Source organism: Paenibacillus sp. RC84, assembly GCF_041260495.1.
Lineage (GTDB): Bacteria > Bacillota > Bacilli > Paenibacillales > NBRC-103111 > Paenibacillus_F.
Genome location: NZ_JBGBYL010000006.1, coordinates 327,408 through 341,429, shown reverse-complemented (window position 1 = coordinate 341,429; position 14,022 = coordinate 327,408). Strand labels below are relative to the sequence as shown.

Below are 14,022 nucleotides of genomic sequence, written 5' to 3'. Positions count from 1 at the left end.
GACTGTCGCGTTCCACGCTTGAAGCTGTCTCCCTCCGCTTATTCCCCGGGAACCGGCGGTTTTCGGCGGTGCGTCCAGTGTGCGGGGCGTTGCCGGCGGCAGCCATCCCCGGACCAATAGCCCGGCAGCGGGCGCACCAAAAAGCCCTGCAGACGATATTCCGTCTGCAGGGCTTCCTTCATTAAACACAGAAAGCCGCACAATCTGGAGAACGCACGCGCCGAGTCCAGCCCCGGATCGTGCGATTCGCGCGTCGTGCGCCCCAGCAATTTAGCGGAGCTCGATGCTTCCCGTTTGAAGCGGCTCGATTACGGCAGGCTCAGCAGCTTCGCTCGCCTAAAGCTCGGTTAACCTTGAACCCGTTCCGCCACAGCGCGGGCGATCCATACGCCCGCCGCCCCCGCCTGGGCCAGTCCACGCGTTACGCCGGCGCCGTCCCCGCCGCAGTACAGGCCGGCGATTTCGGTTTCGAGCTGCTCGGTGAGCTTCGGACGGGCGGAGTAGAACTTCGCTTCCACGCCGTAAAACAGCGTGTGCTCGGAAGCGATGCCCGGTGTTACTTTTTCCAGCGCCTCCACCATCTCCACCAGGCTCTTCATCGTGTTGTAAGGGAGAACGAGCCCCAGATCGCCGGGAACGGCCTCTTTCAATGTAGGCTCAAGAAATCCTTCCTTGATCCGGCCTTCCGTAGAGCGGCGGCCGCGGATGATGTCGCCGTATTTCTGAACGATGACGCCGCCGTTGGAGAGATCGTTGGCGCGTTTGCAAATCTCGCGGGCGTATTCGTTCGGTTTATCGAACGGCTCCGTAAACTGGTGCGAGACAAGCAGGGCGAAGTTCGTGTTCCGCGAACCGAGCGCCGGGTCTTTGTACGCATGGCCGTTGGCCGCCATGACGCCGCTGTGATTTTCCACGACAACATGTCCCGAAGGATTGCTGCAGAAGGTGCGGACGCGGGTGCCGACCGACGTGTTGAAAATAAACTTGCCTTCATACAGATGCTTGTTGATTTCCTGCATCACGACATCGGATGTTTCCACACGGACGCCGACGTCGACCTGGTTGTTGTACATTTTCAGGCGGCGTTTGCGCAGAACGCTCGTCAGCCAAGCGGAACCGTCGCGGCCGGGAGCCACGATTACGGAATCGGCTTCGATCTCTTCCCCGCTGTTTAGCACAATGCCCCGGATTTTATGGCCATCGGCCGTTTTGCTTGTCAGCAGGTCGGCTACTTCCGTTTTGAAACGCATGTCCACTTTCGTTTTCAGGTACGTGTTGATCGAGCGGAGAATTTCAAGATTCTGCTCCGTCCCCAGATGGCGGACCTGCGCCCTTAATAGCTTGAGTCCCGCCGCGTAAGCGCGGTTTTCAATGGAGGACACGACGTCCGTAAGCGGATCCGTCAGCGTCTGCTGGGCACCGTGCTTCAAGTTGATGTCATCCACATACCGGATGAGATCCAGCACGCGCGAAGGCGGCAGATAGTCCGTCAGCCAGCCTCCGAATTCCGTCGTGATGTTGAACTTGCCGTCACTGTAAGCCCCCGCTCCGCCGAAACCGGCGGTAATCGAGCAGGCGGGCAGGCAGCCCGCAAATTCCTTGCGTCCCGCGGCAGGCGGACACAGCTTGATTTTCTCTTCCAGAATCGGACAGCGGCGGCTGTCGATGTCATGCCCTTTATCTACAAGCAGCACTTTAAGGTGCGGTGATTTTAACGAAAATTCATAGGCAGCGAATATCCCGGCCGGTCCGGCCCCCACAATAATGACATCGTAACGGTTGCTCATGATCGTATCCCCCAGTCAGTTATGAAAGGTATCAGGCTTAAGCCGGGCACGCAAAAAAATCCCGGCCTTCGAATGGTACGGTAAAACCGTCCATTCGTAGCCAGGAATTTTCGGTTCCTTGTAGAGACCTCTGGCCCGTATTGCCAAAGATATACGAATAGGTAAAACGCAAATTTAGTTGGTAACGGAGACGTTTGCCCCTTAAACAGGTTAACGAAAATTATGTTCGAAGTCAACCTAAATCCTATTAAACATTCGGTTTATTTTTTCTAAAAGAACAATTTACATAGAAATCAAGCGATTTATCCACCAAAACACGAACATTAAAAGGAAAGCGCGATGTAGCCCGCCGACAGCCACATCACAATCGCCGACACCTTGCCCAGAACCGCCGTAAACCGGGCGGACCCGCTTATCCGGCCCGTCAGCCAGCCCAGCGCGGCCAAACCGAAGAACCAAAGCCAGGAAACAAGGATGCACGCCAGGGCGAACACCCATTTATGCGTTCCGGTGTACTGCAAGGAGCTCGTGCCGATGACACCGACCGTATCCAGGATGGCATGAGGATTCAGCAGGGAAACCGAAGCGGCGAATGCGATTTGTTTGCGTGCGGGGTAACGTGTTTCATCACCCGCTGCGGGTTCGTCCGTGTCCTTGCGTGAAGCGCTCTTCCATGTTGTCCAGCCCATATAAGCGAGAAAAATCACGCCTGCCGTCATAAGCGCGGTTTTGATCCACCAGATTTTCAGTACGAGAACGGAAACGCCGAAAACCGCCAAACCGATCAGAAGCGTGTCGCAAAACGAAGCCGTCAGAACGGCCGGAAGCGCCCGGGTATATGTTTTGTGCAAAGCTCCCTGATTGAAAATAAATACGTTCTGCACCCCGAGAGGCAAAATAAGCCCCATAGCCAGAATTAGGCCGTGCAGGGCGGCCGCAGCCGTTAACATCATGCCGGTTCCTCCATCTCTGCCGTTAGTCTCTTTTCTTACTTCCTCATGATATAGAAAGATAACCGTTTGTCTCCATCCATTTGGATGGATCGCGGGCCAACCAAACGTTATACTGGAACAAGCGATCCAGGACCGGCTACATGCAGAGGACCGTTCAGAAAGCCGGACATACTCCAAGAAAGCAGGAACCCTTCATGCAGGACAGCAGCTGGAAACCCGACAAGGCTTCTTCCATCCCCTTATCCGTTCAAATCAAACAGTATATTAAAAGCAAAATCGAAAACGGCGAGTGGCCCGTAGGCACGAAAATCCCTCCTCAGCGCGCTATGGCCGCCGTCTTCGAAGTCAACCGCAGCACCGTCGTAGCCGCCGTTGACGAGCTGATCGCCGACGGAATCCTGGAAGGCCGCAGCGGAAGCGGCACACGGGTCGTCAACAATTCCTGGACGCTGCTCACGCCGTCGGCCGTTCCGGACTGGACCTCTTACGTGCAGTCGGGCGTCCACCGGCCCAACCGGGCGATGATCCAGGAGATCAACCGGGCGGAGTTCACCCCGGGCATGATCAGGCTGGGAACCGGCGAGCTTTCTCCCGCTCTCCACCCCCACGAAATGACGAGAAAAGTGCTCGAGAGGCTGCCGGGCCGCATGACTTCGCTCGGCTACGAGGAGCCGAAGGGGCTTCTCTCTCTCCGGGAGAGGATTAGCGCTTATCTGAGCACAAGCGGCATCCATGCCTCACCTTCGTCCATTATGATCGTCTCGGGAGCGCTGCAGGCGCTCCAGCTCATTTCCCTCGGCCTGGCACAGCCCGGCTCCACCCTGCTGCTGGAGAAGCCGTCTTACTTGTTCTCGCTCCATATGTTCCAATCCGCCGGGGTCCGCCTGTGCGGTCTTCCGATGGATGAGCGCGGAGTGGTGACCGGACGCATTCCGGAGCTGGCCAAGCGCGCCAAGGGAGCCATGCTCTACACGATCCCCTCTTTTCATAACCCGACCGGCATCCTGATGCCGGAGGACCGGAGAAAAGAGCTGCTGGAGGTGTGCGAGACAGCGCAGCTTCCCGTCATCGAGGATGACGTGTACCGCGAGTTGTGGCTCGACGAGCCCCCGCCTCCGCCGCTGAAAGCGATGGACAAGAACGGGCTTGTCCTGCACCTCGGAAGCTTGTCCAAGACATGGAGCCCCGGCCTGCGCATCGGCTGGGTGGTCGGACCCGAAGCCGTCATCGACCGGCTGGCCGACCTCAAGATGCAGACGGATTACGGCTCCAGCTCGCTGTCGCAGTGGGCGGCCGCCGAACTTCTCTCCGGCGGGTTGTACCTGCGGCATCTGGAGACGGTCCGTGCGGAGATGCGGAGGCGCCGCGACCGGACCCTGGAGCTGCTGGACAGCGGGTTCAAGGATATCGCCTCCTGGAAAGTCCCGTCCGGGGGCTTTTACATCTGGCTGAAACTAACCCGTTCTCTCTCCATGAGAGAATTGTTTGAGAAAGGGCTCCAGGCAGGCATCCTTCTGAATCCGGGAAGCCTGTACGACCCTCTCCCCGGCCCTTATCTCAGACTTTCGTACTCCTACGCTTCGCTTGAGGATCTGGAAAAGGGGCTGCTGAAGCTCTCCGCTCTTATCCGCCGGCTTGCCCGCTGACACGAATGCCGGGATGCCGAACTTTGGAGCCGGTTTGCCGGACCGGACGTCTAAAAACCTTTTTCCCGCAATAGGTTAAGCATGAGACGGCATCCGGAAAGGAAGAAGAGCATGACCTCCTTATTTCAGCTTCCCGTGCAGGTGGAAACCGAAACCGTCACATCTCCGGGTGTGACGATCTATACGCCGAGACTTTCGGGCCTTCAAAGCCCTGCGGTTCAGAAAAAGCTAAACGCAGCATTCTCCGGCCTTACGGCTTCGCTCGTTAACGAACAGAAGAAATACCAGACCGGCACTCTCCGTGAGATGACGGGTCATTATGAGGTGAAAACGAACCAAAGAGGGCTGCTCAGTCTGATCGCCACCAACTATGCCTATTCGGCCCCCATGGCCCACGGGTATACCGTTGCGGAATCTCTAACATGCGATGTGAATTCCGGGAATTTTTTCACCCTTTCACAGCTTTTCAAGCCCGGAAGCGGCTACGTGGAACTGCTTTCGCAGCACGTAAGGGTACAGCTTCAGCGGCGGAAACTGCCCCTGCTGAACCCTCCGTTCAAATCCGTCTGGCCCGATCAAAACTTCTATCTGGCGGACAAAGCGCTCGTGTTGTATTTCGATCTGCTTGAAATCACTCCCTATTACGTCGGATTTCCCATGTTTCCGATCTCGGTGTACGATCTGCTTCCCATCGCGGCAGAAGGAGGTCCCCTGGACATCCTCGCGGTAGACGTCAGCTAGTAAAATCCCCGGCCGGTTATCGGACGAAGCGGCAGCCTCTCAAATGGAGGCTGCTTTTTCTCTGTTTCCGTTACAATCGGGAAGGAAGCCGAATCTGCACGACTTTAATCCCTGTCCCTGATTGACGGACAGGGATTTTTTGAGATTTTAGCGCTCCGAAGGGTAATATAAAGAGCAGGATCCCATACCTAGGAGGCGGATAACCAATGGAAACCAACTTATACGAAAAGCTTGGCGAAAAAGACGCAATCGGAAAAGTCGTAGAGGAGTTTTACAAGCGTGTCATAGAGGACGAATCGGTCAATCATTTCTTCCGGGATACGGATATGGCGAAACAGCTGCGTCATCAGACGGCTTTCATCAGCTATGCGCTCGGCGGCGCTCCCTACACCGGCAGGTCTATGGCTGCGGCCCATACGGGACTGAACCTGCAGCCCGAGCATTTCGACAGCATCGTCAACCATTTGGAAGCCTCCTTGACGCATTTCGGAGTCACGGGAGACGATATCCGTCAAATCACGGAGAAGGTGGAATCCCTAAGGGGCGATATCCTTTACAAATAAAACGGATACGGGCATCACCCGCCGGAACTCCCGTCGATAACTGCCTCTACCCCGCCCGCTGCGGTCTGGACGAAGGTCCTCCTGAATCTTTGTCCTCTTTTCTCGCGGGGACCGAATGTGCTACAATTTGCAAAACGTCTTCACGTGTTAGGATTATTCACATATAGAGAAGGTAGAAAGGGGGGAAACGGATGGATATGCGCAAGTACCGTTTGGATGAACCCGCACTGGGTACATTCAGCGAGGAACGGGACGAATACGAGCGCGATTACGCCCGTCTTATTCAGTCTCCGGTGTTCCGCCGGCTGCAGGGCAAATCGCAGGTATTCGGTGCGGGGACCGGGGACTATTACCGGACGCGGCTTACCCATTCCATAGAGGTTTCGCAGATTGCCCGCGAGGTTGCCCGGCGTATGAGAAAACAGTACGCGTTTTGCATCGGCGGGGAGCATCCCGGCTTGATGATCGACCCTGCCGTCGTGGAGTGCGCATCGCTCGCGCATGATTTGGGACATCCTCCGTTCGGCCACAAAGGCGAGGAAGTGCTCAATCATCTTCTCGGGGAAGAGCACGGCCTCTCCTACGAAGGAAACGCCCAGAATTTCAGGATTCTGACGTTTCTGGAGAAGCGCGCCGGCAGCGACAGCGGCCTGGATTTGACGGCCGCCGTGCTTCTGGCCATCAACAAATACCCGTACAGCCTCGAAGAGCCGGGACGGCTCAAAGGCGTGTACGGGATGGAATGGGAGGGCATCCGGCAGCTCCGGGACATGTGGAACATGCCGGAAGGCTGTCCGACGCTGGAAGCCCAGCTGATGGATTTGTGCGACGACATCGCCTACTCCACGCACGATATCGAGGACGGCATCCGTGCCGGCAAAATCCAGATGAACCGCTCCTTCTTCGAAGACGACCGGCTGATCGGGCACCTCGTTCAGGAAATCGTGAACGATCAGGGCAACCTCGAGGTCGGCTGGGAGCAGGTGGACATCGCCGCGATGGTGAAGCAGGTGCTTGCCTCTTACCTCGAGCAGTGGGAGCTCATCTACGCCCAGTGCGACCGGGAAGCCTCGCGCACGCGCAGAGAGATGAAAGCCCGCTGGGTCAGTTCCTTCGCCGGCAAAGTCGGCATCATCGACGACCCGGACAAAGGCTGGAAGCGCGTCACGTTCGTGCGTGAAGGCCGCCAGGACCTGGATCTTCTCCGTACGATGGAGATTATCAAGAAGCTGGCCTGGGTCACGCTCGTCAAGGACTTCCGCGTCCAGAGGCTTCAAAAGCGCAGCGAAATCATCATCCGCCGGTTGTGGGACAGCTTTAAAGTGCCGGATCACGGACAGCTCATTATTCCGCCGGACTGGATCGAGAACTACGAGCTGCATCGCTCCGTATGGTCTTGGCCCCGGCTGGTCGCCGATTATATCTCCGGCATGACCGATGCGTACGCGGAGAAAGTCGCCGCCGAGCTTTACGCGAGCAAGTCCGGCTCGATTTACGAGATGGACTAAGGCGGGATGCCTGTTTTTTAGAAGAAAGCCTGTATATTTATGCAGGCCAAGACGGCAGAACCCTCAGCGGCTGCGGCTCCGGCTTGCCGAAGTAGTAGCCCTGAAACCATTCATAACCGAGATCCCGGAGACATTCCAGATCGTCGCGGTCTTCGATTCCTTCCGCGAGCGCACGGGAATTGAGCTCCTGGGTCATTCTTGCCACAGCGCGTGCCACGCGCTGTTTTCCTTTGTCCTTACTGACGCCCCGGCAAAATTCAAGCGCCAGTTTCACGACGTCGGGCTCCAGCTCGGAAAGAACCTGCAAGCTGTTAAAACCCGTTCCGACATCATCCAGTGCATAGCGGAAGCCATGTTTTTTGTAAAAAGCCAAGATGCTTCTCAGATGGTCCATATTGTTGATTTCTTCGCTCTCCACCACTTCGAAAACGATCGATTCGGGGTTTACCCCCGTTCTCTCCACCATCTCAACCGTCGATTTAAGACAATGAACGGGATTATAGATGGAAGTCGGGAGGAAGTTGATGAAAATCAGCCCGTCATCCAGACCGCCGGCGTTCCGGACAGCTTCCAGACGGCATGTGCGGTCCAGTGCGAACAGACGGTCTCTCGCTTTAGCGGCCTGAAACAGCTGCACCGGCGGAATCAGCCCGCCGTCCCGCCCGGCTCCCCGCGACAGCAGCTCGTAACCGATAATGGAACTATCCACGCCGTCAAAAGAAACGATCGGCTGGTAAAAAGTCCGGATAGAGCGGTTCGTAATGACATCGTCAATCCAATGGGCGTCTCGTTCTTCCTTGAAAAATTGGACGGGCTTGAGCTTGTCCAGCCCCTGCAAGGGATCATGCTTGTCCGCCCGCACGGCCCGGATATTGGCATATTCCAGATGCGCGGTCACATAATCGAGCATGGCGTTGAACAGAGATTCGTGCATCCAGTACAGCCGTGAATCGATTTTATCCCACTGATCCGCCGGGTATTCCGGCAAATAGGCATCCAGAAACGAGGAAGTTTCGCTTCCGCCAAAATAGACCGTGTAGCCGCGCTCCCCAACGAAGCATTTCGAACAAAAGTTTTGCATGAAAAGCGCTCCCTATGTCACATAATGGATGGATTTACGTCTATCTTACTTAATAAAGGTTCTAATTTACAACCTTTAAGGATAAAATTTCATTTTATCGAGCAATTCAGACTTGAAAACGGTTTTTACTTCCTAATTCTCCTGAAATCTCCTCAAGCTATTTTCACCGAATTCCCACTCCGGCGTTTTCAGACCGCCTCCTTCTTTAAGCGTGTACCACGGGCTTTGAGCGGAATTTGCCGGATTCGCCAAAATTTGCGTCTCCTGGGCGGGCGTGTAGCTTTGCGCCAACATAAACAAGGTCTCCCCCGTCGACTTATTCACCGCTGTATCCACGACAATGACCGCATGTCCCGGCGATCCTCCGATAATGAACACATCTCCCGGCTTCACTTCGCTTTTTTGTACCGGCACCAGCTCTTTTTCCAACGACAACGTTCCCGCATAGGCGAAAACCACATCCATAAACTTGCGGAATCCCTCCTGGCTGTTATCGGCTCCAGCATTTTTTACCCACGATGCCTGATTTCCATTCATCTTAATTCGATATCCGTTCATCCATTTTGAATATTCGGCCTTGAACCCGTTCACAAAGTTAAAATGAATTTTCCCGTACTGCTTCCGGTCGAATAAATATTGGGCCCGCAGCAGCATAACCGCATCGGCGCACTGATGAAGATCGCGGCTGCCGATCGGGATATCGACCACCGCCTCGTAGACCCCCGGCTTGTTTTTCTCACGCCCGTCGAACAAATGAACGACCGAACCGGCCGGCTTCAGCTTCAGCCCCCGTAAAAACGCCGCAAAGCTTCCCGGCTCGGCCGCCGTGCGTTCAAACCCCTTCGGCGCTTTGAACCGTTCCTGCAAAGTAACGCCTTCGGGCGTCACGATGGCGGCGTTCTTTGCGGCCTTCTGTCCGGCTGCGGATTTCTCGCTCCCAGCCACTTTCTCCGCCTGCTTGGCAGCCGGATCGGAAGAACCGGTCGACTCACACCCGGACACTCCCAACGAAAGAACCAGCAGGCCCAGCAGCGCGCTTTGTCTCCATTTATCGCTATATAAGAAGGACATGTTCGCGGTCTCCTTTGAACTCTTTTCTTCATTATAATGGATATTAGAATTTATTTACAAAAGATGAAATGAAATCTAGTCTTTTTTGGCGTTGGCTCCGCATTACCTTAAACCCCGCAAAATATTTTCCCCCGCCCGCCGCTCTCTACCCTCTTCTATTCCGATGAACCCTTACATAGATTTGAAAACAACTTGAAAATTGACGCTTGACGTTTAGGAGATCCGGTAGTACGATACATATCATTAATCCCGACTAAACTTATGAGCATTGAGGGGGAACAGGCTCCATGAATAACAACTTGATCAAAGCTTTCGAGACCAACTGGATTTCCCTGGTTGTTTCTCTGGTTATTATCGGCTTTCTTTATTTCTTAGCCAAAAAACGCGTCAGCTTCGGCTACCGCGTCCTGATCGGTCTTGGTATCGGTCTTATCGTAGGGTTCATCTTCAATACCTACAAAATCGACGCGAAAAGCGTCAGCACGATCGGTACGATCTACGTCAATCTCATCAAAATGATGGTGATTCCGCTCGTAGTCGTGCTCGTCATCAACAGCATCGCCGGTCTTTCCAACCTCGGACAGCTCCGCAAAATCGGGCTGAAAACGATCGGACTGTTCCTCGCGACCACCGGTATCGCCGCCTTGATCGGGCTGCTTGTCGCACTCGTGTTCGATCCGGGTTCCGGCATTCCGCAAGGCACGCTTAAAGATTTCAAACCGAAAGAAATCCCGACGTTCTCCCAGGTTATCCTGGATCTCGTCCCGTCGAATCCTTTCAATGAAATGGCGACCGGCAAAGTCGTTCCGGTTCTGGTCTTCGCGATCTTCGTCGCCGTTGCCATCGTCCATATCGGTTCCAAGAAACCCGACGCAGTCAAGCCCGTGAAGGACCTGATCGCTTCGCTGGCTCAAGTGCTTCACCAAGTGATCAAGTACGTCATCCGCCTGACTCCATACGGCGTATATGCGCTGATCGCAGCTATGGCCGCCAAATACGGCGTGGATACCTTGAAGCCGCTGATCATGCTCATTCTGGCCACGTACACGGCCCTTCTGCTTCACTTCATCATTACGTTCGGCGGTCTGGTTACGTTCGTAGCCAAGGTCAACCCGTTCAAGTTCTTCCGCAAGGCTTACCCGACGATCGCCGTTGCTTTCACGACCCGCAGCAGCTACGCGACACTCCCGGTTAACCTGGAAGTCCTGACGAAAAGACTGCGCGTATCTCCGCGTATCGCCAGCTTCGTGGCTCCGCTCGGCGCGACGATCAACATGAACGGCTGCGGCGGCGTATGGCCCGCTGTCGTTGCGATCTTCGTCGCAGGCGTCTACCACATTCCGCTGACCGTGTCCGATTACATTCTGATCGTGCTCGTCAGCATGATCTCCTCCGTCGGCGTTGCCGGCGTACCCGGACCGGCTGCCATCTCGACGACGGTCGTTCTGACCGCTCTCGGTCTGCCGCTCGAAGGTCTGGGCCTGACCCTGGCTATCGACGCCATCGTCGACATGGGCCGCACGGCGGTAAACGCGACGGGTACTACGGTATCCACGCTGATCGTCGCCAACTCCGAAGGCGAATTCGACCGCGCGTCCTTTGACCGCGACGAAGAAGACGAATTGGAACTGAACCCGGCTTAAGCGGGACGTTAATGAAGGGCAGACTCCGGTCTGCTCTTTTTTTTTTGCCCCTTTCGCATCAAATCGAGAGAGGACGCCCTCCGCCCGGTTCTTTTTTGTCCCCCTATGTTCCTCTTGGCCGCTTGCAAAACCCGCCCGGTGTTGTTAACATCGTAATTCCCTGTTTAAATATACAAAAGAGGGAGCCTTCGACCGATAATGGGTATGTCTGGGAGGCAGCTAAGCAATACTAACATCAACTCTGTATAGAGACAGGAGACACAGAACCGCTTATGAGAAAAATTGGGTCCATCTACGCCCGTGACATCCGAAACATCGCGACCAATTGGGTGGCCGCTGTCATTATTTTGGGACTTGTATTTCTGCCCTCGCTTTACGCGTGGTTTAATATCGAAGCTTCTTGGGATCCGTACGGTCAGACCGGGGGCATTGCCATCGCGGTCGCCAATAACGACGAGGGGGCCACGCTGCGCGGCAAGCAGTTGAATCTGGGGAACGAAATCGTAGCCTCGCTCAAAAAAAACGAAAAGATCGGCTGGACCTTCGTCGACGAGAAAGAAGCGATGAAAGGCGTCAACCACGGGGAGTATTACGCCAGCATTATCATTCCCGCCGATTTTTCCGCCAAAATCGCTACCGTGCTGACCGATGATCCGCAAAAAGCGGACATTCTCTACTACGTGAACGAGAAAATCAACGCCGTCTCGCCGAAAATCACGTCCAAAGGGGCCACGGGCGTCATTGACGAGGTCAGCCGCAACTTTATCAAAGTGGCAAACGGAACGATCTTTCAGATCTTCAATGAGATCGGCGTCGAGCTCCAAAATGAATTGCCGACAATCGAGAAAGTGAAAACGCTCGTTTTCAAACTCGAAACGATGTTCCCGGAGCTCAATCAGGCTGTCGGCGTTGCACTTGAAGATGTACATAAGTCGAATGACATTGTAAAAAAAGCGCAGGATAACCTGCCGATCGTGACCCAGCTTGCCAAGGACGGAGAAGCATTCACCAACAAGCTGGGCGACTTCCTCGGCAAAGGCTCGGAAGCCGTCGAAGCGCTCGGTCCGAACATCAAGCAGGACCTCCTGCTGCTCCAGCAGACGGCAACGGCCACGCAGGAGCTGACCGGCATTCTGAAGGACGCCAACTTCGACCCAGCCGTCGCCAAGGCCGCGATCGACCGGGTTTCGCAGCGTCTCACGGTTGCGGTCGATGTGACGGACCGGATGATCGGCTTGTTCGAACAGCTGAACAAGTACACCGGCGGCAAAGTGATGCCGCTGGTGATCGACCGGCTGAAGTCGGTCAAGGACCGCTTCCAGCAGCAGCTGACCACGGTCGGCAAGATCAGGGACGCGATCGACAAAGGCGAGAAACCGGCGCAGGAGCTGGTCGACAACCTGAACCGTCTCTCGAAGGAAGCGGCCGGCTTCATCGGCGACATTCTGGGCCGGTACGACAGCGAAATCCAGCCGCAGATTCTCCAGGGAATCTCCAAGGCGAAGAAGACCGCCCAGAACGCCCATACCGTGCTGAGCGAAGCCGTCAAAAGCATCCCCGATCTGCAGAAAATTCTCGGGGATGCGGCGAAAGGACTGGCTGTCGGGGACAAGGAGCTCAAAGAGATCCAGGCCCGTCTGCCGGAGGTAGAGACGAGAATCAAGGATCTGGCCGATAAAATCCGCGCCTTCGAGAAGGAAGGTAGCCTGACGGAACTGATCGACCTTCTGAAAAACAACTTTGAGAAGGAAAGCGAGTTCTTCTCGGAGCCGGTACAGCTCAAAGAAAACAAGCTCTTCCCGATTCCCAATTACGGTTCGGCCATGTCGCCGTTCTTTACGACGCTTTCCCTGTGGGTAGGCGCTCTGCTTCTCGTGTCGCTGCTGACGGTAGACGTGCACGAGCCGGGCTACAAGAGCTACCAGGTATTTTTCGGCCGCTATTTGACGTTCGGTACGCTGGCCGTTATGCAGTCGCTGATGGTCACGCTGGGTGATATGTTCATCCTGAAAACCTATGTTGTCGACAAACTGTGGTTTGTCCTGTTCGGAATGGTGCTCAGCGCGGTCTTTATGCTCATTGTGTACACGCTCGTCTCCGTATTCGGCAATGTCGGCAAAGCGATGGCCATCGTGCTTCTCGTGCTGCAGTTGGCAGGTTCCGGGGGGACGTTCCCGATCCAGGTGACCCCTCCGTTCTTCCAGGCGATCCACCCTTATCTGCCCTTCACGTACGGGATCAGCATGATGCGGGAAGCCGTCGGAGGCATCCTTTGGGACATCATTATGGAAGACCTGGTCATGATGGCTATCTACATCGGAATTACCCTGTTGATCGGACTTGCGCTTAAAAAAGTGATCAACAAATCCAGCGCCAAATTCGTGAGCCGCGCCAAAGAAAGCAAGCTTATTCATTAGAAGCGGGACCTGCCTTCGGGCAGGTCTTTTTTTTCACATTTTTTCACATGTATACCCGCGACAGTTCATTTTCAAGGATTCTGTCCATTGACCCGTTTCGGAAATGGTCGTACACTAATCATTAGTCGACTAACTAATAAAGGAAGGAACGGAAGCCATCATGGATATTTACCAATCGGATTCCATCATGCAGATCTTGTCTCGGGTATTCAAGCTTCACCGCCGTCACCTGCACGAGCTGCTGCAGAATTACGAGGTTTACCCGGGGCAGCCGCCTCTGCTGATCCGCTTGTCCGAGAGAGACGGCCAGAGCCAGCACGAACTGGCCGCTCAAATGCGCGTAAAGCCCGCCACGCTTACCGTCATGATTACCCGGATGGAGAAAACCGGACTTCTCCGGCGCGGAGCCGACAGCAAGGACCAGCGGGTATCGCGTGTCTATCTGACCGATAAAGGGCATCAGGCAACGACCGCCGTGAAACAAGCCCTCCGCGAAATCGAGGAAACGTGCCTGAAGGGCTTTCTGACGGAAGAGAAGCTTCTTTTCCGCCGCCTCTTGCTCCAAATGTATGAAAACCTGAAAGATATCGAGGAACAAATCGATTAGCCGGC

At 55.1% G+C, this 14,022-nt stretch carries 11 protein-coding genes and 1 riboswitch; of the genes, 7 read left to right on the top strand and 4 right to left on the bottom strand.

Annotated elements, in window-relative coordinates; genetic code table 11:
• Nucleotides 1-347: 347 nt before the first annotated feature.
• Both ABH899_RS16195 and ABH899_RS16190 read right to left on the bottom strand, forming a co-directional pair.
• Nucleotides 348-1,787: an NAD(P)/FAD-dependent oxidoreductase gene (locus ABH899_RS16195; RefSeq protein ID WP_369998089.1), complete on the bottom strand. Its 1,440-nt coding sequence runs from the start codon at nucleotides 1,785-1,787 to the stop codon at nucleotides 348-350.
• Nucleotides 1,788-1,864: 77 nt separating this feature from the next.
• Nucleotides 1,865-1,964: riboswitch (purine riboswitch) on the bottom strand.
• 146 nt (nucleotides 1,965-2,110) lie between these two features.
• Nucleotides 2,111-2,740, bottom strand: coding sequence for a LysE/ArgO family amino acid transporter (locus ABH899_RS16190; RefSeq protein WP_369998087.1), 630 nt, complete (start codon nucleotides 2,738-2,740; stop codon nucleotides 2,111-2,113).
• A 194-nt stretch (nucleotides 2,741-2,934) separates the two neighbouring features.
• Here ABH899_RS16190 and ABH899_RS16185 point away from each other — a divergent pair, with 194 nt between their 5' ends.
• The 4 genes from ABH899_RS16185 (at nucleotide 2,935) to ABH899_RS16170 (ending at nucleotide 7,198) form a co-directional block, all read left to right on the top strand.
• Nucleotides 2,935-4,386, top strand: a complete 1,452-nt coding sequence (locus tag ABH899_RS16185) for an aminotransferase-like domain-containing protein (RefSeq protein WP_369998085.1) — start codon at nucleotides 2,935-2,937, stop codon at nucleotides 4,384-4,386.
• Between the two features lie 111 nt (nucleotides 4,387-4,497).
• A complete protein-coding gene (locus ABH899_RS16180) occupies nucleotides 4,498-5,127 on the top strand; it encodes a DUF3298 and DUF4163 domain-containing protein (protein WP_369998083.1) in 630 nt (209 codons plus the stop codon).
• Nucleotides 5,128-5,333: 206 nt separating this feature from the next.
• On the top strand, nucleotides 5,334-5,690 hold the full coding sequence (locus tag ABH899_RS16175) for a group I truncated hemoglobin (protein ID WP_369998081.1): 357 nt from the start codon (nucleotides 5,334-5,336) through the stop codon (nucleotides 5,688-5,690).
• 191 nt (nucleotides 5,691-5,881) lie between these two features.
• The gene (locus ABH899_RS16170; RefSeq protein WP_369998079.1) at nucleotides 5,882-7,198 is read left to right on the top strand and encodes a deoxyguanosinetriphosphate triphosphohydrolase family protein; all 1,317 of its coding nucleotides are present in this window, start codon (nucleotides 5,882-5,884) and stop codon (nucleotides 7,196-7,198) included.
• A 37-nt stretch (nucleotides 7,199-7,235) separates the two neighbouring features.
• Here the strand turns inward: ABH899_RS16170 and ABH899_RS16165 are convergent, their stop codons facing one another.
• Entirely contained in the window at nucleotides 7,236-8,279 is a 1,044-nt protein-coding gene (locus ABH899_RS16165; RefSeq protein ID WP_369998077.1) for an EAL domain-containing protein, read from the bottom strand.
• Between the two features lie 132 nt (nucleotides 8,280-8,411).
• Nucleotides 8,412-9,350 carry a DUF4846 domain-containing protein gene (locus tag ABH899_RS16160; protein ID WP_369998075.1) on the bottom strand — a complete coding sequence of 313 codons (939 nt, stop codon included), beginning with the start codon at nucleotides 9,348-9,350 and terminating at the stop codon, nucleotides 8,412-8,414.
• A 287-nt stretch (nucleotides 9,351-9,637) separates the two neighbouring features.
• Here ABH899_RS16160 and ABH899_RS16155 point away from each other — a divergent pair, with 287 nt between their 5' ends.
• From ABH899_RS16155 to ABH899_RS16145, 3 genes are all read left to right on the top strand, one after another.
• Nucleotides 9,638-10,993 (top strand): dicarboxylate/amino acid:cation symporter, encoded by a 1,356-nt coding sequence (locus ABH899_RS16155; protein ID WP_009675975.1) that lies wholly within the window; start codon nucleotides 9,638-9,640, stop codon nucleotides 10,991-10,993.
• A gap of 272 nt (nucleotides 10,994-11,265) precedes the next feature.
• A complete protein-coding gene (locus ABH899_RS16150; protein ID WP_369998072.1) occupies nucleotides 11,266-13,410 on the top strand; it encodes a YhgE/Pip domain-containing protein in 2,145 nt (714 codons plus the stop codon).
• A gap of 160 nt (nucleotides 13,411-13,570) precedes the next feature.
• Nucleotides 13,571-14,017: a MarR family winged helix-turn-helix transcriptional regulator gene (locus tag ABH899_RS16145; protein ID WP_369998070.1), complete on the top strand. Its 447-nt coding sequence runs from the start codon at nucleotides 13,571-13,573 to the stop codon at nucleotides 14,015-14,017.
• Nucleotides 14,018-14,022 lie beyond the last annotated feature (5 nt).

Excerpts from the sequence above, each read along its gene's own strand:
- ABH899_RS16195 (WP_369998089.1), bottom strand. The coding sequence starts at position 1,787 with ATGAGCAACCGTTACGATGTCATTATTGTGGGGGCCGGACCGGCCGGG.
- ABH899_RS16190 (WP_369998087.1), bottom strand. The coding sequence starts at position 2,740 with ATGATGTTAACGGCTGCGGCCGCCCTGCACGGCCTAATTCTGGCTATG.
- ABH899_RS16185 (WP_369998085.1), top strand. The coding sequence starts at position 2,935 with ATGCAGGACAGCAGCTGGAAACCCGACAAGGCTTCTTCCATCCCCTTA.
- ABH899_RS16180 (WP_369998083.1), top strand. The coding sequence starts at position 4,498 with ATGACCTCCTTATTTCAGCTTCCCGTGCAGGTGGAAACCGAAACCGTC.
- ABH899_RS16175 (WP_369998081.1), top strand. The coding sequence starts at position 5,334 with ATGGAAACCAACTTATACGAAAAGCTTGGCGAAAAAGACGCAATCGGA.
- ABH899_RS16170 (WP_369998079.1), top strand. The coding sequence starts at position 5,882 with ATGGATATGCGCAAGTACCGTTTGGATGAACCCGCACTGGGTACATTC.
- ABH899_RS16165 (WP_369998077.1), bottom strand. The coding sequence starts at position 8,279 with ATGCAAAACTTTTGTTCGAAATGCTTCGTTGGGGAGCGCGGCTACACG.
- ABH899_RS16160 (WP_369998075.1), bottom strand. The coding sequence starts at position 9,350 with ATGTCCTTCTTATATAGCGATAAATGGAGACAAAGCGCGCTGCTGGGC.
- ABH899_RS16155 (WP_009675975.1), top strand. The coding sequence starts at position 9,638 with ATGAATAACAACTTGATCAAAGCTTTCGAGACCAACTGGATTTCCCTG.
- ABH899_RS16150 (WP_369998072.1), top strand. The coding sequence starts at position 11,266 with ATGAGAAAAATTGGGTCCATCTACGCCCGTGACATCCGAAACATCGCG.
- ABH899_RS16145 (WP_369998070.1), top strand. The coding sequence starts at position 13,571 with ATGGATATTTACCAATCGGATTCCATCATGCAGATCTTGTCTCGGGTA.